The sequence below is a fragment of the Microbacterium sp. ZW CA_36 genome, from assembly GCF_044987475.1.
Lineage (GTDB): Bacteria > Actinomycetota > Actinomycetes > Actinomycetales > Microbacteriaceae > Microbacterium.
The window spans coordinates 18,174-39,426 of record NZ_JBJDRL010000028.1; the positions used below are offsets into that span (position 1 = coordinate 18,174).

21 protein-coding genes, 1 tRNA gene and 1 pseudogene are annotated in these 21,253 nt (G+C 68.9%); 8 read left to right on the forward strand and 15 right to left on the reverse strand.

Features of this window, described 5'->3' with window-relative positions:
* Positions 1-59: 59 nt before the first annotated feature.
* Together ACI3KX_RS12990 and ACI3KX_RS12995 are read left to right on the forward strand one after the other, a co-directional pair.
* On the forward strand, positions 60-338 hold the full coding sequence (locus ACI3KX_RS12990) for a hypothetical protein (RefSeq protein WP_404909984.1): 279 nt from the start codon (positions 60-62) through the stop codon (positions 336-338).
* Positions 338-781, forward strand: coding sequence for a hypothetical protein (locus ACI3KX_RS12995; protein ID WP_404909985.1), 444 nt, complete (start codon positions 338-340; stop codon positions 779-781). Before ACI3KX_RS12990 ends, ACI3KX_RS12995 begins: the two co-directional genes overlap by 1 nt.
* A 732-nt stretch (positions 782-1,513) precedes the next feature.
* On the opposite strand, the gene ACI3KX_RS13000 is transcribed toward ACI3KX_RS12995, so the two are convergent.
* Both ACI3KX_RS13000 and ACI3KX_RS13005 read right to left on the reverse strand, forming a co-directional pair.
* Positions 1,514-2,122: a recombinase family protein gene (locus ACI3KX_RS13000; RefSeq protein ID WP_404909986.1), complete on the reverse strand. Its 609-nt coding sequence runs from the start codon at positions 2,120-2,122 to the stop codon at positions 1,514-1,516.
* Positions 2,123-2,140: 18 nt separating this feature from the next.
* A complete protein-coding gene (locus tag ACI3KX_RS13005; protein ID WP_404909987.1) occupies positions 2,141-2,650 on the reverse strand; it encodes a hypothetical protein in 510 nt (169 codons plus the stop codon).
* Between the two features lie 729 nt (positions 2,651-3,379).
* On the opposite strand from ACI3KX_RS13005, the gene ACI3KX_RS13010 reads away from it, so the two are divergent.
* Positions 3,380-3,997, forward strand: a complete 618-nt coding sequence (locus ACI3KX_RS13010) for a hypothetical protein (protein ID WP_404909988.1) — start codon at positions 3,380-3,382, stop codon at positions 3,995-3,997.
* Between the two features lie 57 nt (positions 3,998-4,054).
* Here ACI3KX_RS13010 and ACI3KX_RS13015 read toward each other — a convergent pair whose 3' ends face one another.
* Together ACI3KX_RS13015 and ACI3KX_RS13020 are read right to left on the reverse strand one after the other, a co-directional pair.
* Complete coding sequence (locus tag ACI3KX_RS13015; protein WP_404909989.1) at positions 4,055-4,651, reverse strand: hypothetical protein; 597 nt, start codon at positions 4,649-4,651, stop codon at positions 4,055-4,057.
* A 340-nt stretch (positions 4,652-4,991) separates the two neighbouring features.
* Complete coding sequence (locus ACI3KX_RS13020) at positions 4,992-5,687, reverse strand: hypothetical protein (protein WP_404909990.1); 696 nt, start codon at positions 5,685-5,687, stop codon at positions 4,992-4,994.
* Between the two features lie 409 nt (positions 5,688-6,096).
* Here ACI3KX_RS13020 and ACI3KX_RS13025 point away from each other — a divergent pair.
* Together ACI3KX_RS13025 and ACI3KX_RS13030 are read left to right on the forward strand one after the other, a co-directional pair.
* Positions 6,097-6,167, forward strand: a tRNA-Gly gene (locus ACI3KX_RS13025).
* Positions 6,168-6,171: 4 nt separating this feature from the next.
* Positions 6,172-8,190, forward strand: coding sequence for a DapH/DapD/GlmU-related protein (locus tag ACI3KX_RS13030; RefSeq protein WP_404909991.1), 2,019 nt, complete (start codon positions 6,172-6,174; stop codon positions 8,188-8,190).
* A 152-nt stretch (positions 8,191-8,342) separates the two neighbouring features.
* Here the strand turns inward: ACI3KX_RS13030 and ACI3KX_RS13035 are convergent, their stop codons facing one another.
* Together ACI3KX_RS13035 and ACI3KX_RS13040 are read right to left on the reverse strand one after the other, a co-directional pair.
* Entirely contained in the window at positions 8,343-8,540 is a 198-nt protein-coding gene (locus ACI3KX_RS13035; protein WP_404910011.1) for a hypothetical protein, read from the reverse strand.
* 229 nt (positions 8,541-8,769) lie between these two features.
* Positions 8,770-8,853, reverse strand: a pseudogene (locus ACI3KX_RS13040) (hypothetical protein); the annotation flags it as partial.
* Positions 8,854-9,186: 333 nt separating this feature from the next.
* On the opposite strand from ACI3KX_RS13040, the gene ACI3KX_RS13045 reads away from it, so the two are divergent.
* The 3 genes from ACI3KX_RS13045 (at position 9,187) to ACI3KX_RS13055 (ending at position 12,004) form a co-directional block, all read left to right on the forward strand.
* Positions 9,187-10,701, forward strand: coding sequence for a DUF222 domain-containing protein (locus tag ACI3KX_RS13045; protein ID WP_404909992.1), 1,515 nt, complete (start codon positions 9,187-9,189; stop codon positions 10,699-10,701).
* A 256-nt stretch (positions 10,702-10,957) separates the two neighbouring features.
* Positions 10,958-11,500, forward strand: a complete 543-nt coding sequence (locus tag ACI3KX_RS13050) for a GrpB family protein (RefSeq protein ID WP_404909993.1) — start codon at positions 10,958-10,960, stop codon at positions 11,498-11,500.
* A 78-nt stretch (positions 11,501-11,578) separates the two neighbouring features.
* Positions 11,579-12,004, forward strand: a complete 426-nt coding sequence (locus ACI3KX_RS13055) for a pyridoxamine 5'-phosphate oxidase family protein (RefSeq protein WP_363355834.1) — start codon at positions 11,579-11,581, stop codon at positions 12,002-12,004.
* Here the strand turns inward: ACI3KX_RS13055 and ACI3KX_RS13060 are convergent.
* From ACI3KX_RS13060 to ACI3KX_RS13100, 9 genes are all read right to left on the reverse strand, one after another.
* A complete protein-coding gene (locus ACI3KX_RS13060; protein WP_363355836.1) occupies positions 11,985-12,884 on the reverse strand; it encodes a PfkB family carbohydrate kinase in 900 nt (299 codons plus the stop codon). The genes ACI3KX_RS13055 and ACI3KX_RS13060 overlap by 20 nt on opposite strands.
* A gap of 142 nt (positions 12,885-13,026) precedes the next feature.
* A complete protein-coding gene (locus ACI3KX_RS13065; RefSeq protein WP_363355838.1) occupies positions 13,027-14,868 on the reverse strand; it encodes a beta-galactosidase in 1,842 nt (613 codons plus the stop codon).
* The gene (locus tag ACI3KX_RS13070; protein WP_363355840.1) at positions 14,865-15,527 is read right to left on the reverse strand and encodes a bifunctional 4-hydroxy-2-oxoglutarate aldolase/2-dehydro-3-deoxy-phosphogluconate aldolase; all 663 of its coding nucleotides are present in this window, start codon (positions 15,525-15,527) and stop codon (positions 14,865-14,867) included. The genes ACI3KX_RS13065 and ACI3KX_RS13070 overlap by 4 nt, the downstream gene beginning before the upstream one ends.
* Positions 15,528-15,639: 112 nt before the next feature.
* A complete protein-coding gene (locus ACI3KX_RS13075) occupies positions 15,640-16,605 on the reverse strand; it encodes a sugar kinase (RefSeq protein WP_404910009.1) in 966 nt (321 codons plus the stop codon).
* Positions 16,606-16,641: 36 nt separating this feature from the next.
* Complete coding sequence (kduI, locus tag ACI3KX_RS13080; RefSeq protein ID WP_404909994.1) at positions 16,642-17,487, reverse strand: 5-dehydro-4-deoxy-D-glucuronate isomerase; 846 nt, start codon at positions 17,485-17,487, stop codon at positions 16,642-16,644.
* A gap of 43 nt (positions 17,488-17,530) precedes the next feature.
* The gene (gene kduD / locus ACI3KX_RS13085; protein ID WP_363355845.1) at positions 17,531-18,295 is read right to left on the reverse strand and encodes a 2-dehydro-3-deoxy-D-gluconate 5-dehydrogenase KduD; all 765 of its coding nucleotides are present in this window, start codon (positions 18,293-18,295) and stop codon (positions 17,531-17,533) included.
* The gene (locus ACI3KX_RS13090) at positions 18,292-19,284 is read right to left on the reverse strand and encodes a fumarylacetoacetate hydrolase family protein (protein WP_404909995.1); all 993 of its coding nucleotides are present in this window, start codon (positions 19,282-19,284) and stop codon (positions 18,292-18,294) included. Before ACI3KX_RS13090 ends, kduD begins: the two co-directional genes overlap by 4 nt.
* Positions 19,281-20,483 (reverse strand): glycoside hydrolase family 88 protein, encoded by a 1,203-nt coding sequence (locus ACI3KX_RS13095; RefSeq protein ID WP_404909996.1) that lies wholly within the window; start codon positions 20,481-20,483, stop codon positions 19,281-19,283. The genes ACI3KX_RS13090 and ACI3KX_RS13095 overlap by 4 nt, the downstream gene beginning before the upstream one ends.
* 49 nt (positions 20,484-20,532) lie before the next feature.
* Positions 20,533-21,252, reverse strand: coding sequence for a ferredoxin-NADPH reductase (locus ACI3KX_RS13100; RefSeq protein ID WP_404909997.1), 720 nt, complete (start codon positions 21,250-21,252; stop codon positions 20,533-20,535).
* Between the last annotated feature and the right edge of the window lies 1 nt (position 21,253).

The window sequence follows — 21,253 nt, forward strand, 5'->3', positions numbered from 1 at the left end:
CCCCGCAACTCCTGACGGATACTAGGGCAGAGCGAATGGCTGGTCGAGAGGATGATGTTATGAAGCGCTGGTGGATCTGGGTGGTCGCGGCAGCGACCGTGGCTGTTGCAGCGTGGGCGTCGTACGTGATCACCGTCGAGATCATCGCACGTAAGAACATGGAAGAGTTCGCGAACCGACCAGAGCTTGAAAACTGGACGTTGCCGTACCTGGGCACCGAAGGCCCCGCGACGGTTGCAGCGGTCTGCGTGGCGATCCTGGTCGTGGCCGTCTGGGTTCTTGTGTGGGCACTACGAACGCGAGCAGGGCAGCGCACCACGGCGCTGCCCAAGAAATGATGCGCGACGCTACGCGCCATCCGGGGCATGCCTCACGGCTCTTCGGAACCGGAGCCATCCTGACTTTCGGCGCTCTCCTCGCAGCATGTTCAGCCGCGCCGGCGCCCGACTCCGTATGCACGGCGGGTGCGGATACTGTCAAGGCCATCAGCGCGGCCCTGCGGAACGGACTTGATGCCTCAGATCCCGAACAGATCTCGACGAACCTCGCCGAACTCAGCGAAGCGGTGTCTCACATTGACCTCGACCAGGCCAATTCGCCCGAGCAGGAAGCGCTAGCGAAAGTCCGAGTCGCAGTGGAGTCCCTGGTCGAGGAGGGGAAGGATTCCATCGAGGGCGCACCCTCCCACATCGACGAGAGCATCAATTCACTCATTTGGACTATTGGTCAACTGGACGAAGCCTGCGACGGAGGCGTTCTTTCTTCACCAGACCCGTTGTAACAATCCGAAACCGCGCCTTCCGTATCGACTAATACTGGTCTGAAGCCCGGGAGCGACACGCGAGGATCGCGTGCCCCCACTCACCGGCATTCAGAGAGGTTGTTATGAAGAGACGGATCATGTCGGTGGCGATCGGAGCGACAATATTCGCGTCAGCTTTCTTGGCATCGACGCCGGCATCTGCTGCTACGTCATTCCGACTAATCGATGGTGGAACGACCCAGGCGAGTTGCCAGTCGGTCCGCAATCAGTATTTCCAGTGGGGATACACGAGCGTGCTTCCTTGTCAACAACTACCCTCTGGACGCTGGGGTTTCTACATTCCACCGTGGTCGTAGTGGCTGGCTTGTCGCCCGGGAGCTTCGGATTTCCACGGGCGACAAGCCACCCCACGGATGCGAACTCCATCTGGGGTCTCATTCCTTGGCTCAAAGCTTTCGGCGGAAACTGCAGGGCGGCCGCATTGGCGCTGGCTCAGAGACCGAAGCCGTAGGAGCCGAGCGTGCCGCGGAGTGACGACGCCCTGATGGGAGCCCTGGTGCGACGGCCGCAGTCTTCACTTCGAACAACGAGGGGCTGCGTCCGGGCGACCACCAGGTGGTGACGTCTCTCGAACGCCTCGCGCCCCAGATCATCGAGCGAGCTTGCATCTCCAAAACCCGCGTACACGTGGCCGCGGGGTTTCAGACTCTAAATCAGTGGATTAGACGTCAGCGGTTGCGCCGCCCCTACCTAGAGGACTGGTCGCCCGGGCGTCGGCGCCGCGGGTCCAATGCGTTGCTGGTGGCGTGCTGCCGCACGGTAGACCGTAGCTCGTGATGTCTTGAACATCACGGCAATCTCGGCTGCCGAGAACACGCCTTCGTCCAGGTGGCGCGCGATCGCGGCGTCTTGCTTCGGGGTGAAGCTGGGCTGCCGGCCCTTCAGCTTCGCGCGCACACTCGGCTTAGCCATTGCTTCCTGGGTGCGCAGGCTGATCCATCCACCCTCGGCTTCCGCGAGGGCGGCCAGGAAGGTCAGGAAGAGCTTGCTGAACGGGTCGCCCGGGTCGTACACGGTCCGGTTGAACTGAAAGGTGACACCACGGTCGGTCAACTCGCGCAGCACACGCAACGTCTCTTCCGCGTTGCGAGCGAACCGGTCCATCTTCGGCACGATCAGCTTGTCGCCCTCGCGCACCACGGCGAGGACGGTCTGCAAGCCTGCCCGCTCCAGGTTCTTCCCGGTGAACCCATGATCGAAGAAGATCCGGTCGTCGGGGACGCCCTCACTAAGCAGGAACTCCCGTTGCAGCTCGAGGTCTTGCCCGACCGTCGAGACTCGCGAATAGCCGAAGTCCATCAGAGCGCCTCCCGCACGTCAGCTGCGCTGCTGCAGCACGTCGACGCCGAGCCGGTTCACGGCGCGCGCGTAGTCGTCCACTTCCAGGTACGACGCGCTCGCAAACAGCCCGTCGAGCGCGGCCCGCTGGGTAGCGTCCAGTCGAAAATCGAGGCCGCGTGCGCCGGCGATATCGCGGCTCCACTCGTGGAGCTCTCCAAGGGCGCTGAGCGCGACCGCCTGATCCTGCTGCTGCGCGAGCCAGTCGCGCATGCGGTGCGCAACAGCGAGGTCGTCGTGGAACTCGTCCAGCTGCACGTCAAGGCACCCACAGGCGGGCCCCTCATGGTGGTAGCCGGTGCACCGGTCATCAGTGCAGCCGCACGCATCGCCTCGCCAGACGTCTGAGCCGGGGAAGTAATGCGCGATGTACTCCGGGACGGTCGCGTAGCTGTTGGTGAGGCTGTTGAAGGTACGGACGATCGCTCGTTCAGCCCGCGGGCTGAGCCCGGTTGTGGCTGAGGGAGCCTCTGTCTGGTCCTCAGTCATCACTCTCTCCTATGATCGTTCCGATGTCGTCTCATATAGAGTACCTCAAATGAGACTTCTAACAAACAGCCTATGCGAGACGACCGACACTGCGATGTGACGGTTCGCATCAGTGGTCGCCTGGTGTCTCACAAAACGATCCCCATCTGGGACACCGAACTGAACCACCGCATCTCTCACTAGTCGACAGCCGCCGTCAGGCCTGAGGCGTGACTGGCCCGACTTTGGCCTACGCGTCCCAGAGATCGAGCAGATCCCAACCGGGTTGCATGCCCATGGTTTCGATCGAGAATGTGGGCGTAGTCGGAAATTTCTCAACGAGCTGCCTCAGCCGTTCGGGCCAACTCGACCGAGTGTCGATCGATCGCAGAAGGTATGCAGTGACGGCTAGAGGTTGTAGAGACCGTAGATCGCCTTGGCGGTGCTCTCATCGCGAAGATGGTCTAGGAGCGGCACCGGCCGGGGCGGCAGATTCGCCAGGAAGACTATGCCGTGCGTCCGGCGCCGGGCGCGCTGGGCTCGTGGACCGGGCCCAGAGGCGCTGTTCGGATCGCACAACCAAATTGGCGTGAATGACAAACTTCGCTTTCACCTGTAAGGAATCACTGCTTCCTGGTTCCGAGAGCGAGGGGACACAATCGGCTCACAACTAGGGATGCGTCGAACCATCCCTACACCTGGCGTCGCTGCCGCTGCGGCAGGGAAAGCCTCTTCCGAAAGGACTCTCGCATGAAGCTACGTTCACGGGCAGCCATTGGGCTGGCAGCAATCGCACTGTGCTCGGCGGTATTGATGCCCGCCGCCGCCAACGCACAACCGAAGGCCCCGACCCCGCAAGATATGACCGATATCCAGACTGCGCCGATGAATCTGGTCGGTTTCGATCCGGAGATTGCCGCCGCCAACGGCTATGAGATCCGGACGCTCCCGAACGGACGAGAGTACAGCGTGCCGATCGGCACGCCGTCGAGCTTCGTGCCCGACCCCACCGACACTGCGCCCGGATCCGCAGAGCCCGGGCAGGTGACCACCTTCGCGACCGTCTGGGGTGACTGCGGCTCCTCGTATGTGATGGTGAACAACACCGAGATGACCACTGGCTACAACATCAAGTACGACGTGCTGTACGGGAAGTGGGGTGTCTATGTCCATTCGGAGGGTGGCATCGATCAAGACTTCAACCTTGACCATGGAGCGACAAACGGATATTGGTATCCCACTCGGGCTGTGTCGGCAAGTCACTACGGCAACGGCTTCGCGCGAGTGAACAACGGTTCCTACGTGATGACGACCGCAGGCGGAATGTGCTGGAGCGGCAACCCGCAGGAGAACGTCCGCTTCTCCTGAAGATCCGGATTCGTGGCGCGGGGTAGTTATCTCATCCCGCGCCACGGGTGCGTTTGATCAGGGGCTCAATGTCCGGGGACCAGCGAGGCCGGCGAACCGCAAATCTCCGTGTGCCACAGCGTCGCGAGGGATGACAGCTGTTAGCACCACATCGCCGATCTTTGCGCCGATCCCGTACACCCGGCCGTCGCCGTGGAGCTCGAGCGCCGGAAACTCCCTCGCATCGACTTCGATGGACGCGGCCTGCACCTGCCTCGTGGTCGCGGCGCCTGGCGCCTCCATGAACCGGTTGCGGAGGATATGGGCTACGTGATCGACGAGTTCCTCACGCACGTCCAGTTCGTGCGTTACCGGCTTCCAACTCGTGCGTACGGCTTCCCAGAGCATCGACTCGTCAGGTTTGTACGCGAACAGGTCCCTTCGGCCGTCTGCGTCTGTCCGCTCGAGGGACGAAGCTGGAACGTAACTGAAGGCCACGGAGGAATACACAAGTCTGCCGCCGAGCAGTTCCTCCACAAAGCCCGGAATCGGGGCACGGGTCCACATTGAGTCTGCAACCAGTGCCATCGGGCCATAGGGCAGATTGCGGAGCCTTTCATCCGCCGCCGCATGCGGATCAAACTCGCTGGGATTGAACCTCCGGTCAAACTCCATGCCCACACCATACGCGCTACCGGACTTCACGGGTGTCATGCAAATATGGACTGGCAAAGGTTGTTTCCGGCGAGCATTGTGCTCGAGAAGTTCGACCAGAACGCACGCCGCAACTCGATTGCCGACACCTGGGGAGACTGACCCCCGCAACGATCGCCGCATGCACCAGGCCCCGCGCGGCGCTCGCCATCGCGAACCGTGGAACCACAACATCCACTATCAGAGGCGGGATTCTCGAGGCGCAGCTGCCCGATGGGTGGGAGATCACCGATGTGCCGGTGCGGATGCCCAAAGGGTCGCCGCTTGGCGGACTGGTGGGACACCGACGACTAGCTCTGCGCTAGTCGGACTGATCTGCCGAAAAGGTTGGTCCTTCATAAGCGTTGCGGTCGTACTCGGCGAGCTCACCTAGAAAGCCCGGATCTGTCACGTCATACCGTGCGATGGCAGCGACGGTCTCGCCTGCCTCGAACAGGCCGGCGTTGAGGTAGACGCGGCCGCAGACAGGGCAGACCGGGTGCTCTGCCGGATCATCTGATCCGGAAGCCTCGAACGTCAGACGCCCGAGCTGGTCAGCGTGCCGCCAGTCCTGCGTCGCCGAGTCGTTCCCGCACGCGCAGGTTTGATTCTCGCCATCCGGGTCAACGACAGCGAAGCCGTCGACGGGGAGGGTTGGGTGCGGCCACCTCTGTCGATGCACACTCATGAGATCGCGGCGGGGGCGGACTTGCGCCGCCGCGGCGCCGTTGCAGGCATGGCGAGCTCGTCGGCGGTGATGAGTTTCGCGTAGCTGGCGAACAGCGCTTTCAAGCGCGTCGATCCCGTACCGTGCGCGCAGCTCGTCACGGATGCGCTGCTCGGCGCGCACCGCCTCGACGTCCTCCCCTGCCCATGCACGCGCGCTCGTGTAAGCCCCACCGATCTGCTCGGGCGTCGCACTGTCCCACCACTGCGACTGATGCACGAGCGAAAACTCAACGCGCCAGTTGCTTCTCAGCCTCGAACCGGGATGCCAGCTCGCGGGCATGCTGCTCACTCGCCGCCTGGGCGCGACGCGCGGACTCCTCGCGGGCGCGTGCGATCATCTCGCCTACACGGGCCGGCAGCGGTGATCCCAATGCGCAACTGACCTTCAAAAGCATCGTCGATGCCGTCGGCGCTCCGGTCCAACCACTCGTTCGGATCAGCACCCCGCTGTCTCGGAAGTGCCGAGGACACGCGTCCGCACCCGCGCTTACGATGTCCAAAAGAAGGAACGATGTCTAAAGGATCGTTTAGACATCATTCATCCCTTTAGACATCACGGTCTGGTCGCCGCGCATCCCTTCAAGCCACTAGGTATGCTGGCATGTGGTGCGGGAAGTTGCCGCGCCACCGCTATGTGTACACTGATGTGTACACCGGGACTTGAAAGGGATCCTCGATCCCAGTGTTTTCAAGGCCTCGGGGCTGTAGTTCAATGGCAGAACTTCTGCTTCCCAAGCAGACAGCGCGGGTTCGATTCCCGTCAGCCCCTCCCTATGCCAGCGATCGCCGCCCACGAGTACTCGCCCTGGGACTTCTGGCGCGAAGCGTCTGTCGATGAACGCGATGCGCAGCTCGCGATCCAGCACACGCTCGTGGACGGCCGCGCCGATCACTCGCTCGGCGAGCAGTGCTTCATCTCGGAGCTCGCATCGATCGACAACGACTCGCTGCGTCTGGGTGACCGCACGTACGTCGCAGCCGGCGCGTACCTCACAGGTCACCTGCTCGCCGGTGCCGACTGCAGCATCAATCCGTACACGGTGATCCGCGGACGCGTGACGATGGGCGACGGCGTGCGCATCGGCGCGCACACGTCGATCCTCGGCTTCAACCACTCGATGGAATCCGGCACGCCGGTCTTCCGCCAGCCGCTCACCTCCAAGGGCATCGAGATCGGCGACGACGTGTGGATCGGCTCGCACGTCGTCATCCTCGACGGCGTCCGGGTCGGGTCCCACGCGGTGCTCGCCGCCAGCGCCGTCGTCACCAAGGACGTGCCCGCCGGCGCCGTCGTCGGCGGCAACCCCGCCCGGTTCATCCGCTGGCGCGTCGAGCCGGACGACACCGGGGTCGCGCCGGACGCGGCTGCCGACGCGGCGGCACGCGGCACGGACGAGGGTGTCGGTGCGGGTGCGAGTGTCCAGGTGGATGCGGAGAACGCGGCCGAAGAGCGCTCCCCCGTCAGCCAGACCGGCGCGGCCTTCGCAGCCGCCGCGGCCATGCGAGCGATCGTGTCCCAGGCCGCGGCCAGTGAGGACGATGCCGTGAGCGTCGACGGACCCCCGACCCCCTCCACCCAGACGTCCGCCTCGGTCCCCGACTCAACCTCCGCCCCGGCCGGAGCGGCAGCGTCTGCTCCGGATCTGGCCTCGACCGGAGCGCGGGCGCCCACCTCGGTCCCGGCCGGCACACCGGCCTCGACCGCGGACGCCACCGCAGGCCTTGCCGAGCGGGTCGCCGAGTTGGCCGTACGCGCGCGGGAGGAGGCATCCGCTCTCCTCCAGCGCTCCTGGGACGACGACCTCGAGCTCTTCGCCGACCGCCCGGGAGCGGCGCCGACCGTGCGCGCGCAGGGCGATGCGATCGAGATCGCCGACCTGCTACTCGGCACGGCGCCCCCGCAGGCTCCCGCGGCCGCGCAGATCCGACGGCTGCAAGACTGGCAGGATGCCGCGACCGGTGCGGTCGCACCCCTCGCTTCCGATGGTCGCCAGGAGGCGGGCCTCGGGTTCTCGCACGGCGATGTCGCGTACCACGTGCTGAGCGTGGGATACGCGCTCGATCTGCTGGGGTCGGCGTTTCCGGCTCCTCTCACCTGGGTGACGGCGGCCACTCCGGAACGGGTGATCACGTTCTGCGAGAGTCTGCCGTGGGCCTCCGACGCGTGGAACGCCGGCCACCATATCGATGGCTTCGGCACCGCACTTCTGTGGACACGGCGTGCGGGGCATCCGATTCCGGCGGGTGTGGAGGAGGCGCTCTTCGGCTGGCTCGTCGTGAACGCCGATCCCCACACCGGCATGTGGGGTTCGCCGAGCGCCGACGGCGGCCTGCTGCCCGTCGTGAACGGCTTCTACCGGGCGTCGCGCGGCACCTTCGCGCAGTTCGGGATGCCGCTCCCCTACCCCGAGCGCGTCATCGACACCGTGTTGCGCCATGCACGCGACCCGCGATGGTTCGCCGTTGGCGCGCGCAACGCGTGCAACGTGCTCGATGTCGCGCACCCGCTTTGGCTCACGCGCGCGACGGGCTATCGCGGCGACGAGGTGCGCGACCTCGCCGCGCGCCTGCTGTCGGACGCCGTGTCGACCTGGGTGCCGGGCGCCGGGTTCTCGTTCCGCGAGCCTGCTCCCGCGACCCGTGGCCTCGCCGAGACCGAGCCCGGCCTGCAGGGCACCGAGATGTGGCTGGCCATCCTCTGGTACCTCGCGGATCTCGCGGGCGTCTCGGATGCCCTGGGCTACCGCCCGCGCGGGGTACACCGCCCCGAGCCGGCCGCGACGCTCCGGTAGACCGCGTCAGGGTCCCATTCCGCTCCGAGCCGGCAGACTCGCTCGGCAAACGGCGTGAGGGCCGCCGCACCCCTGCCGTATACACCTGCTGGCAGGAGCACCGATGAGCTGTCCGGGATGGTCGCGCGCCCGCGTCATGACGGACTCCGCCGTCACGGCGCGGATAACCGCTCGATCGGCGCGAGCACCACCAGCCACGACGAGTAATGCTCGGTGACGGTGCCGCCCAGATCGTTCGCGGCCTCGACCGCGTGCTCCACCTCGCCGGCGGACCAGTCGCTGAACGTACGGAAGAGACGCCCGATCGCAGCCGCGTCGAATTCGAGAGTCCATCGGTAGGGTGGAGGCATCCATCTCGACGAAGAGGCCCGACGCCGTCAGAGCCTCGATCGTCGCATCGATGTCCTCGGCAGGCGGACCCGGTCGCGGCGGCGCGCGACGGGCGGCGATTATCTCAGCGATACGCGCCCGAAAAGGCGTGGTGGGGGCGTCGGCGTCTCCGAATACGTTGCGCCACACAGCGAGGCGGCCCGTCGGCGTCAATATCGTATATATCTTCGGTAGCAGGACGTCGAGATCCATCCAATGGATCGACGTCGCCGCCACGACGAGGTCGACGGCCGATGCGGCGAGCTCGACGTCTTCCGCGCGGCAGACCCGCACATATCCGCCGCGGGATGGGCCGCGCGCAGGAGGGCCGCGAGGCGCGGGCCGGGTTCGACGGCGGTGACCCGCAGTCCCGCCTCCAGAAGCGGACCGGTCGCCTGACCGGTTCCGGCGCCGAGATCGAGCGCGGTAGCGCCCGGCCGCAGGAGCCCGAGAGTTCGCAGTCGCTCCCAGAGTCCGGCCGGGTACGGCGGCCGAGCCGCGGCGTAGTCGTCGGCGCTCGCCTCGAAGTGCATCGGGTCCACCACAGGCACGAGCGTATGCACAGTCGGCGGTCGCGTCGAGACTCCGCCCCTCTTCGATGTCGGAGGTTGTTCGTATATTTGTTCCATGAGTTCTTCGGTGTCGTCGCCTCCGGCGATGCGGCTGACGGATGCCGTCGCCCGCGTCGCACAGCGACTCGGCGCGGGCGGAACCGGGGTCGAGAGGCTGGAAGACGAAGAACTGCTGGAGCTGCTCACCGACACGACCGAGGCTCGCAAGGCCCTGGAGCTCGTCGTCGCGAGCGCCTCGGCGGAGGTGTCCCGCCGATCAACACGCGACCGCGGATACGGCGGACTCGCGCAGCGCAAGGGGCTGCGCACCGGGACGGCGCTGGTTCAGCAGATCACCGGCCTCGGTCGCGGCGACGTCACCCGCGCGGTGCAGGCCGGGCAAGAGCTCGCGCCCACCATTCCTTCTTCGTTCGAACCCACCACACCCGGGACGGATGCCTCGCGTCGGGAAGTCGCTGAACAGCCGCCGACGCCGGCGGCGCCCGAGTGGCTGAGACTCGTTCGCGATGCCCTGGCGGCGGGCGCGCTCTCGCAGGCGCAGTTCCACGCGATCCGCTCCGGTCTCGGCGAGCCGCCCGTCGATCGCTATCCCGAGCTGGACGCCGACTTCCTGCCCCAGGCGTGGTCCCGGGCGGTGCGTCTGCTGCTCGACGAGGCGACGACGCTGCCGGTCGAAGACCTCCGCATCCAGGCACGCATCGCCCGCGACCGACTCGATCCCGTCGGAGTGACGCTGCGGTTCGAGGAGCGGTTCGCCGCCCGATCCTTCCGCCGGTGGATCGATGAGAGCGGCCAGCGCCACGCCCACATCCTCTTCGACGACGACGCGGGTGCATGGGTCGATTCGCTCCTCCAAGCCGCACTGCGACCACGGCGTGGGCCGCGCTTCGTCGGCTCGGATGCCGTCGAGAAGACGCGCGAGGCCGAAGCCGACGATCGGACGAACGAGCAGCTGCAGTACGACACGATCATCGCGGTGCTCCGCACCGGTGCCGAAGCCGACCCGCAACAGGCACTCGGCGACCGGCAGCCAGGTGTGCGTATCCTCGTCGAGTCGGCGGCGATCACGGCCATCGACGAGCGGGGAGACACGCGGGTGACCGGCGTCGGTCATCTGGAGGACGGTGGGCACGCCGTGCCCGGCGGGGTCGTCGAGGCGCGTCTCTGCGATGCGGGCGCCATCCCGGTGATCTGGGACCCCGATGGTCGGCCGCTCGATGTCGGCCGCGAGCTGCGGCTGTTCAGCCGCAAGCAGCGGATCGCGATCGCTGCCCGCGACGGCGGGTGCGTCTGGCCGTCGTGCAGCGCACCGATCTCTCAATGCGAGTATCACCACATCGACCATTGGTGGGATCACCACGGCCGCACCGATGTCGACGACGGCGTTCCCCTGTGCCGCAACTGCCACCTGCGCCTGCACAACCAGCGATGGCGCATCACCCGCCACCGGGATCCCGCCAGTTCAGCCGACACGTACTGGCTGCATCCGCCTCCCGACCCGCTGACTGGCGAGATCGGTGATCCGGTCCGGCTGCAGTGGAAGTCGCCGCGACGCTTCGGCGCCGCATGAGGGTGTGGGACGGGCACGGGCACAGGCGTGAGGTGCCGGCGCTGCCGCTCCCGCCTGCGCCGGAAGCGGGCGTGAGGCGCTGGGTGCGGCGGAGCCACACCCGGCACGAGAGCGGGCGCGAGGTGGTGGCGCTGCACGCGCCGACCCCACCCCGGGCAGCACCGGGTGTGGTGGCGTCGTGAGCATCCGGCGAGGCAAACGGTGCGGGGTGATGTCGGCGCACGCTGCCCGCGAATCGGGGTGCGAAGCTTGTGGCATGGCTGTCACCGTCGTTCCCTACTCGAGGGAGTGGCCGGAGCAGTTCGCGCGTGTGGCTGCGGACCTCAGGCGAGCGCTGGCGGATGTTCCGATGCTCTCGATCGAGCATGTCGGCTCGACATCGGTGCCGGGACTGGCCGCCAAGCCCGTCATCGACATCGATGTCGTCGTGCGGCGTGCGGATCTCCCGGCGGCGATCACGGCGCTCGTCGCCGCGGGCTACACGCATCGGGGCGACCTCGGCGTCGCCGACCGGGAGTCGATGACCGCACCCGACGACGATCCGCGGCGGAACGTCTACGTCTGCATCGACGGCACGCTGCACCTGCGCAACCACCTCGCGGTACGCAGGATCCTCCGTGCCCGACCAGATCTCCGCGATCGCTATGGCGCCATCAAGACAGAACTCGCCCGCGACCCGGCGATGGACATCGGACGATACCTCGCCCTCAAGTCGCCCGTGCTCCAAGAGGTGCTGGCCCTGTCCGACCTCACCGACGCCGAGAAGTGGGCGATCCTCGCAATCAACACGGGCAGCTGAGCTACCCGGCTGACCGAGCCGACGTCGCGGCCCACCGCTCCGCTCCGCGCGACCGGGGACTGCCGTTACTGTGAACCGGTGACCTTCGACCCCCGCGACACCGCCGCATTCGCCGCCTTCGTCCGCGCGCAGGGCCGCGCAGTCGTGGCCACCGTCGCGCCCTCCGGCGCGCCGGAAGCGGCACTGGTCGGGATGGCGGCACTCGACGACGGAACGCTGATCTTCGATGCCTCCGACGACTCCCGCAAGATGCACAACCTGCGCGAGAACGGCCGTGTTGCTGTCGTCACCGGCACGGATGGCGACGTGACCGTGCAGGTCGAGGGTGTCGCCACCATCGCCTCGGACACGTCGCGCGAATTCCACGGTGCCGCATACAACGAGCAGTTCCCAGGCTCACGCGCCCTCGACCAGGGCTTCGCCGTCGTCGTCGTGCGGCCGGACTGGGTCCGGGTCTACGACGCCTCGGCACGGCCGGCAGTCGTCACCGAAGCGCGATGGTGACGCCCCCGTCTTCGCTCCCGACGACGGCCGGGTGAAGGTGCTCGGATGACAGGGCGACGACCGCCTGGCGGGCGCCGGAATCCAGGCATCCGTCCAGATCCGCCCCGGCGAGTGACGCCGCCAGGAAGCCGGCGAAGAACGCGTCGCCCGCGCCGTTCGTATCGACGACCGTGACCGGCTGCGCAGCCACGGTGGCGCGCTCCCCCGATGCGGCGAGCGCTACCGCACCGCGCGCACCCCGCGTGCAGACGGCGAGTCGCGGCCCCCAGTCGAGGCAGCTCCGCATCAGCGCCCAGGGGTCGTCCGTCGCATCGTCGTTCATGAACACGACGTCGGCCGCGCGCAGGAACGGCTCGTGGAACTCCGCTGACCCGTCGTAATCGTGCAGGTCAGTCCAGATGGGGGCGCCTGCGGCGCCGGCGAGCCGCCTCTCGACGATGGCAACCCCCGCTGCGCTCAGGTCGACGACAGCGACATCGGCGGCGGCCACAGCGGCTCCGATGCGCTCGAGGGCGTCGACGGATGCCGCACTCGGCGTCGCGAGGTAGAGGCTGACCCGCTCGCCCGCCGGTGTCATCAGGTTCGCGTGCCGTTCCGTGTGCTCGGACCCATACGCCTCGACGCGCACTCCCGCTGTCTCCAGTGCCTCCGACACTCGACCGCCCTCCTCGTCGGCGCCCAGAAATGCGTGCAGCGTCACGTCGACGCCGAGGTCCGCGAGATGCAGGGCCTTGCCCGCCGAGGTGCCGCCCACCGTCTGCAGGTCACCCCGCGCGAACTGCATGTGCGGCACCGGATCCGGCAGCCGATCGAGGAGGATCACGTGGTTCCAGGAGGCGGGACCGCACACGGCGACCCGGGCGTCAGCGGCGAGAGGCATCCGCCCAGTCAACCAGCCCACGCGCACTCCCCCACGGTGCGGGCACCCGGCCGACGGTGTCGCCGCCTGTCCTTAGACGCGATGCGGGGTCAGCTGCTCCCGCGCGGCGGCCAGGCGCTCGACGGGAAAGCCGGCCTCTGGGCTACTCCTCCCGCGGCCCGAGCTCCGGCTCGGCGACGAAGCGGGCGACGCCGTCGGCGACGCGATCCAGCTCGATCACGACCACGGAGTTCTCCCCCGCCTGCAGCGCGGCAGCCGGCACGTACAGCGTCCGCTGCGGGCCGCTGCTCCAGTACCGGCCGAGGAGGAAGCCGTTCACGAGCGCGTAGCCCTTGCCCCACCCCGCGGTATCGAGGAACAGGTCGGCGGGAGCCTCGAGCGAGAACGAACCGCGCAGCAGGAAGGGAGCCACCGTCGATCCGGCCGCGTCCACGGGCGAGCTGGCTGCATCCGCCACCGCCGCGCCCAGCGCTGCGACGTCGATGGGAGTCGCGGTCCAGCCGGTCACCGGCACACCACCGATGCTCACTGGTCCGATGAGCCCCTTGGACTCACCCAGACGCGCGTCGTAGTTGACGCGCCCCTGCTCTTCGACGAGCACTCGTACTCGGCGTCCACCAGGAACGACGAGGGCGTCCTCGTGGCGCGTACGAGAAAGCGTGCCCACGGCTACGCCGTCGACAGACACCCAGGCGTGGTCGCGCACCTCGCCGAAGCGCAGGACGCCACCGTGACCCTCAGGCAGCTCCGCCTCATAGGACACGAGGGCGCTGAGGTGCCCGAGCTCCTCGAAGGTCGGCGGAGTCTCGTGACGCGACCCGGCCGTCTCAGCAGGCGCCGCAGGCCCGGCCGTCTCAGCAGGCGCCGCAGGCCCGGCCGTCTCAGCGGGCGCCGCAGGCCCGGCCACCTCGACCGGCACCGCGACAGCCGTGAGCGCCACGTCGAACACGGGAGCGGGACCACTGACCTCCGGCACCTCGTCGGGCACCGGAGCGTACCTGGCGATGACGTCGCGGAAGGCGAAGTACTTGTCGGTCGGGTCGCCCCGCTCGTCGAGCGGCGCGTCGTAGTCGTACGAGGTCACGATGGGCAGGTACCTGCCCTTGTCGTTCGCACCGTTGGTGAGGCCGAAGTTCGTGCCGCCGTGGAACATGTAGAAGTTCACGGATGCCCCGGCCGCGAGGAGGGTGTCCAGCTCGGCGGCCGTCGCCGTAGCAGGCGTCGTGTGGTGGGCATTGCCCCACCAGTCGAACCAGCCGTCCCAGAACTCCGCGCACATGAGGGGTCCGGTGGGCTGGTGCCGCCGCAGGGTGGCGAGACGCTCCTCGGCGCGCGAGCCGAACGAGCCGGTGAGGTGTACGCCCGCGACGCTGCCGTCGCTCAGCATCTGGTCGGTCGGCTGGTCGATCGTCGTCAGCGGCACCGTGATGCCGGCATCCTTCGTCACGCGCACGAGATGCTCGAGGTACGCGGTGTCGTCGCCGTACGCGCCGTACTCGTTCTCGATCTGGACGAGCACGACCGGCCCGCCGCGGTCGATCTGGCGCGGGGCGACGATGTCGTACACCCGCTGCAGGTAGGCGGTCACCTCGGCGAGGTAGAGCGGCTCGGACCGGCGGAGTCCCACGCCCTCGAGGCCGGTCAGCCACACCGGCAGACCACCATTATGCCATTCGGCGCATATGTAAGGCCCGGGTCGCACGATCGCGTGCATCCCCTCCGCCGCGACGAGGTCGAGGAAGGCGCCGAGGTCGTTCCACCCCGTCGCTTCCCACTCGCCGCGCACGGGCTCGTGGGCGTTCCAGGCGACATATGTCTCGATGGTATTGAGACCCATGAGACGCGCCTTGCGGATGCGGTCGGCCCACTGGCCGGGGTGCACGCGGAAGTAGTGCAGGGCTCCCGCGAGCACCCGGAACGGCTCCCCGTCGAGGAGGAAGTCGGTCTCGCCGATCGCGAACGAGCGCGCGGCAGCCGCCGTCATCGGGCGGCCGTGCGGGTGCGGAGCACCTCGGCGAGGCGCTCGAGCTGTGATGCGTCTTCGAGGGCGGAGCCGACCGCCGCAACCCGGACGCCGGCGTCGAGGAACTCCTCGACGTTCGACGCGTCCAGTCCACCGGTCGCGACGAACCGCACGTGCGGGAACGGGCCGCGGATGTGCTTGAACCAGCCGCTGCCGAGCCACGTCGCCGGGAACGCCTTGAGCCAGGTGAGCCCGAGCGAGACCGCGAGCTGGACCTCGCTGGGGGTCGCGACTCCGGGAAGGATCGGGATGCCGGCATCCTGCGCCGCCCGCACCACGAGCGGGTCGAGCCCGGGCGAGACCAGGTACGCCGCGCCGGCGTCAGCTGCCAGCGCCACCTGGGCGGGGGTGATGATGGTGCCCGCGCCGACGCTCTTGCCGCGGGCGGCGGCCAGGGTGACGACCTCGCGCAGCGCGCGCTCGTCCTCGTCGGTCTGCAGCGGCACCTCGACGGCGTCGATGCCGAGGTCCCATGCCGTCTGCGACAGGCGCACAGAGCGCTCGACGCCCATGCCGCGCAGGATCGCCATGAGCGGCGCCCCGGCGAACGCCGTCTCGAACCATTCGGCGTGCGCCGCGGCATCCGTGCTGCTCGTCGATGAAGAGGGCTGGGAAGTCATGCGTGGGTCCTTCGTGTGTCGCGTTCAGTCATCTTCGCGGGTTTGGGGCGCTTCGCGCGCGTTCGGGGCGTACGGCGCGCGCCCCGAACGCTCGTGGTGCGCCCCAAACCCGTCATGGCGTCGTGCTGCCGGGAAGCGGGGCGGGCACGGCGGGCACGGCGGGCACGGCGGGCACGGCGGGCACGGCGGGCACGGCGGGCTCGTCGGGCTCGTCGATCGAGTCGGTGGTGGTCTGCAGGGTGCGCGCGGCGCGCGCGTGCCCGGCACGCAGCCGGTCGGGCACCGCGTCACCCGAGAGGTAGCCGGCGAGGTAGCCGCCGGCGAACGCGTCGCCGGCGCCGACCGGCTCGACGACCTCGACGACCAGAGCCGGCTCGAACACCTCGTCGGCGCCGACGAACGCGGTGGCGCCGACGTCGCCGTCCTTGACGATGAGCTCGGCGACCTCCGGCAGCAGCGCGCGCACGTCGGCGGCGGTGGCCGTGCCCCACAGCGTCTCGGCCTCGTCGCGGCCGACGAGCACGATGTCGGCGCGGCGGGCCAGCTCGAGCAGCACCGGGGCGGCGGTGGCGGCATCCCACAGCGGCGCGCGGTGGTTGACGTCGAACGACACTTGCACGCCGTTCTCGCGTGCGCGTGCGATGACACGGGCGAGGAAGGACGACGCGGATGCCGAGATCGCGGCCGTGATGCCCGACACGTGCAGCAGGTCGACGCCGTCGAACGCGACCGCATCGGCGTCGGCGTCGTTCAGGTGGGCGGCGGCGGAGCCCCGGCGGTAGTAGAGGACGCCGTTGCCGGGATCCTTCACGTACAGCCCGGTCGGATGGGCGCCGTCGAAAACCACCCGCGAGACGTCGACACCGCGGGCGGTGAGCTGCCGCGCGATGCGGTGGCCGAGCGCGTCGTCGCCCAGGCGGCTGAACCACACGGCGCGGTGGCCGAGCGCGGCCACGTGGGCGGCGACGTTGGACTCCGCGCCGCCCGCGTCGAGCAGGAACGCGTCGGCGTCCGTCACGGGCGTCGCGACGACCGGCGTGACCATCGCCATCGTCTCGCCGATCGCGAGCAGGGTCATGGGCACCGCCCCAGCGTAGTCAGGCCGAGGCATCCGTCAGCGCAGGTCGGTGACGGGCGCGGCGTCCATGTCGTCGAAGGCCTGGTTCTCGCCCGCCATCGCCCAGATGAACGTGTACGACGACGTGCCGACCCCCGAGTGCAGCGACCAGGACGGCGAGATGACGGCCTGACGGTCGGCGACGACGAGGTGACGCGTCTCTTCGCGCTCGCCCATCAGGTGGATGACGCGGGCGTCCTCCGGCAGGTCGAAGTACAGGTAGCACTCGGTGCGACGGTCGTGCGTGTGGGCGGGCATGGTGTTCCACATGGAGCCCGGGTGCAGCTCGGTCACGCCCATGACGATCTGGCAGCTCTTGACGCCGTTCTCGTGGATGTACTGGTTGAGCGTGCGGCGGTTCGAGGTGAGCTGGTCGCCGAGCTCGCGCACAGTGCCCTCGCCGGGCGAGACGAGCGCGGCCGGGTAGGCGGTGTGCGCGGGGGCCGAGAAGAGGTAGAACTGCGCGCCCTGCTCGCCATCCGCGTCAGCGAACGACACGGAGCGGATGCCGCGGCCGAGGTACAGGCAGGCGCCCTTGACGAGCGTGTAGACCTCGCCGTCGGCGGTGACCGTCCCGGTGCCGCCGACGTTGATGATGCCGACCTCGCGGTGCTCGAGGAAGTAGTCGCTGCGGATCTCGGGGTAGCCGCCGAGCTCGAGCACGCCGCCGGCGGGCACGGCGCCGCCCAGCACGATGCGGTCGTGGTGCGTGTACGTGAGGCGGATCTCGCCCGGCACGAAGACGTCGGGGATGAGGTACGTGTCGCGCAGGTCCTGCGTGGTCATGCCCGGGATCTGGGCGGGGTTGGTCGCGTAGCGCTGCGGGATGTGCGTCTGGGTCACGGTTCTCTCCTGGTGTGCGTGAAGTCGTGTGGCGGGGGAGTGGTCAGCGGACGAGCCAGCCGCCGTCGACGGGGATGACGGTGCCGGTCAGGTACGCGGCGGCGTCCGAGGCGAGGAACACGAACACGCCCTGCAGATCGGATGCCTCGCCCCAGCGTCCGGCCGGGATGCGCGAGAGGATCGATGCGGCGCGGTCCTCGTCGGCACGCAGCGGCGCGGTGTTGTCGGTCGCCATGTAGCCGGGGGCCACGGCGTTGACCGTGACGCCGGCGGCGGCCCACTCGTTCGCAAGCGCCTTCGTGAGACCCGCGACGGCGTGCTTGGACGCGGTGTATGCCGGAACGAGAATGCCGCCCTGGAACGACAGCATCGACGCGACGTTGATGATGCGGCCGCTCCCCTGAGCCAGCATGTGGCGCCCCGCCGCCTGCGACAGGTGGAACACGGCGTCGAGGTTGACCGCGAGCACGTCGTCCCAGTCGCCGAGCGGGTATTCGGCGGCGGGGGCCCGGCGGATGGTGCCGGCGTTGTTGACCAGGATGTCGAGTCCGCCCAGTTCGGCGATCACCTCGTCCACCGCCGAGGCGAGCTCGTCGGGCGTCGCCGAGACGAGGTCCCGCTGGATGCGGTGGACGCGGCGGCCGGTCGCGGCGACGAGCTCCGCGGTGGCAGCGGCGTCGCCGCGGTCGAGCAGGGCGATGTCGGCGCCTGCTTCGGCGAGGGCGACGGCTGCGCCCTGACCGAGGCCGCGGCTCGAGCCCGTGACCAGAGCGACCTTGCCGTCGAGGCGGAACGAATCGAGGATCATGAGTTGTCTCCTGTGTGGGCACCGGTCGTTGAGCGAGCTTGCGAGTCGAAACGCAGAGACGAAACGCCCGGGCCCTGCGCGGATGTCGAGCGCGTTTCGTCTCGCTTCGCTCGCTCAACGACCGCGGTTTCGACGGTGAATCGGGTGGTGAGCTCGCCGATGCCCGAGATCCGCACGGTAACCGCGTCGCCGTCGGCGAGCGGGCGGTGCGCGTCCTGGGCGGCGGGCAGCTTCTGCGGGGTCCCGGTCGAGACGATATCGCCCGGTTCCAGCGTCAGCACCTGGCTGAGGTGATGGATGACGTACGCCACACTGAAGATCGTCGTCGACGTGGACTGCGACACGGTGACGACGCCGTCGCGGACGACCTCGACCAGGAGGTCCTGCGGGTCGGGCACCTCGTCGGGCGTCACGACCCACGGGCCGAGCGGTGCGAAGCCGTCCGAGCACTTGCCGAGCGCCCACTGGCTCTGCCGCCGCTGCCACGCGCGGTCCGACACGTCGTTGAGGATCGTGTACCCGCCGACGTGGTCGAGCGCATCCTCGAGCGACACGCGCTGCGCGCGCCGGCCGATGACGACCGCCACCTCGCCCTCGTAGTCGACGTCCGTCGCCCCCGGCGGGATCACGACGGCTTCGTTGGGGCCGGCCAGCGTGTTCGGGGTCTTCACGAACACGTCGGGGTAGTCGGGGTCGTTCGCGGTCGGATCGACGCCGTCCGGCACGTGGCCCCGGTAGTTGTAGCCGAGGCACAGGATCTTGCCCGGCGTCACCGGGGCGACGAGCGCCGCAGGATCGAACGCCGGCAGGTGCGACGGGTCGGCGGCCGCCCTCTCGCCCGCAGTGGCCAGGGCTGCGGCATCCGACAGCAGGTCCTCGACCGAGCCGGCGAGATCGCCGAGGTCGAGCACCCGGTCGCCCTCGGCACCGGCGACCACTGCCGCCGGTCGCGCCCCGCCGTCGGGGCCGATGTACGTGACGAGCCTCACCAGTACTTCCTCCATGTGGGGCGCGCCACGCGCATCAGCGCCTCGAGGTAGAAGTAGTCGCCCCAGAGGGTGCCCTCGTCGACGCCGTTGCGCTTCGGCAGGTCGTACACCGAGTGCAGGATGAGCGCGTCGGAGTCCTCGGGCGTCGCGGGCGTGTAGTTCGCGATGAGCGACGCGAGCATCGCATGCGCGCGCGCAGTCCACTCGGCCGCGCGGGCGGCATCCGTCTCGACCTTGGCGAGCTCGAGCAGACCGCACACCGCGATCGCGGCGGCGGAGCTGTCGCGCGGGGCGTCGCTGCCGTCGGTGTACACGAGGTCCCAGAAGGGCACCTCGTCGGCGGGAAGGTGCCGCAGGAAGTACTCGGTGCAGCGACGGGACGCGTCGAGCAGGCGCTCGTCGCCGGTCACCGCGTAGTTCATCGCGAAGCCGTAGATGCCCCACGCCTGGCCGCGCGCCCAGCACGACTCGTCGAACGCGCCCTGCTCGGTCGCGCCGCGCAGCGGCTCGCCGGTGGAGGCATCCCAGTAGAACGTGTGGAACGTCGAGTCGTCCTCGCGCAGGATGTGCTCGCGCAGCTGGGCGGTGTGCCGTGCGACGGCGTCGGCGAACCGCTCCTCGCCGGTCTGCTCGTGCGCCCATGTCAGCAGCGGCATATTCATGAGGCTGTCGATGATGGTGCGGCCGCGCTGCGCAGGGTCGGAGAGGTCGCCCCACGCCTGGATGATGCCCGCGGGCTCGAGGAAGCGGCGCATCAGGTGGTCGGCGGCCAGGAGGGACGCCTGCCGGGCGTCCTCGTCGTCGACCAGGCGCCATGCGGCGACGGTCGACAGCGTGTAGAGGAAGCCGAGGTCGTGGGTGTCGAGGTCCTCCTCGGCGCGCACGCGCCGCTCGAAGTCGGCCGTGTCGACGAGTGCGGCGTCGCGGTAGGCCGCCTCGCCGGTGAACTCCCACGCGAGCCACAGCATGCCGGTGCGGAAGCTGGTGGTCCACCCGCGGTTGCCGCCGAGCGGGATGCCGCCCTCGGCGGGGCGCACCTCGTAGCGGTCGTCCACCGTGGTGTCGTCGGGGTACGCGCCCCCGAAGGTCGCGATGTTGCGGCGGATCGTCGACAGCGCGGCGGTGATCGCGTCGTCGGCCGCGATGCGCTGATCTGCGGGCGTGGCTCTGGTGCCCGGAGCGGGCGAGGTGGACGTCATGGGGAGGGAATCCTTCTGAAGTGCGAGTGGAGGACGGATGCCGCGGGCCTCAGGCCTGCGCGGTCGCCTTCTCGTCGAGATCGAGTACGGGACGGAGCGTGTAGCGCGAGTTGGTCCACGCGAAGAAGAGGGCCGCGGATGCCGTGAGCCCGAGTCCCAGCGCCGGCGCGGTGGCGAACACGGCGACCTGAGCGGCCAGGGCGGCGAGCGAGACCGCCGTGAGGTACCAGCGCCGCAGGCTCAGGTACAGGCTCGCGCGCACGACGTCGCGCAGGCGCGCGGTCGGCACCTCGGCGATCGCGACCAGGGCCACGAGCCCCGCCGCGATCGCGACGAGCGCCAGCATGCCGAGGAGCGGCACCGTGATCACGGCGGCGGCCGTGTTCGACAGCATCCGCACGTCCACGAGGAGCACGACGATGACCGCCGTGACGGCGGCGCCGATCAGCAGCGCACGGCGCCACGTGTCGCGGAGGCCCGCGAAGAATGCGCGGATCGGGCCGGGGCCCGCACCCGTGCGGGCACTGTCGTGCTCGCGGAACGCGCGGAACGCGGCCGCGATGCCCGGCGCCGCGAGGGGCGCGGCCACGGCGAGCAGCGGCCACGAGTAGGCCGGGTCGGTGGTGACGAGCAGCACCACCATCGGCAGGCACGCGACGACCAGCAGGAGGTTCACGATCAGGGCGAGGTAGATCATCCCGATGAGGGACGCCCACGTCTCGTGCGAGACGAGGCCGTTGAGCCGGCTGAGGAGGCTGGGCTTGTTCACG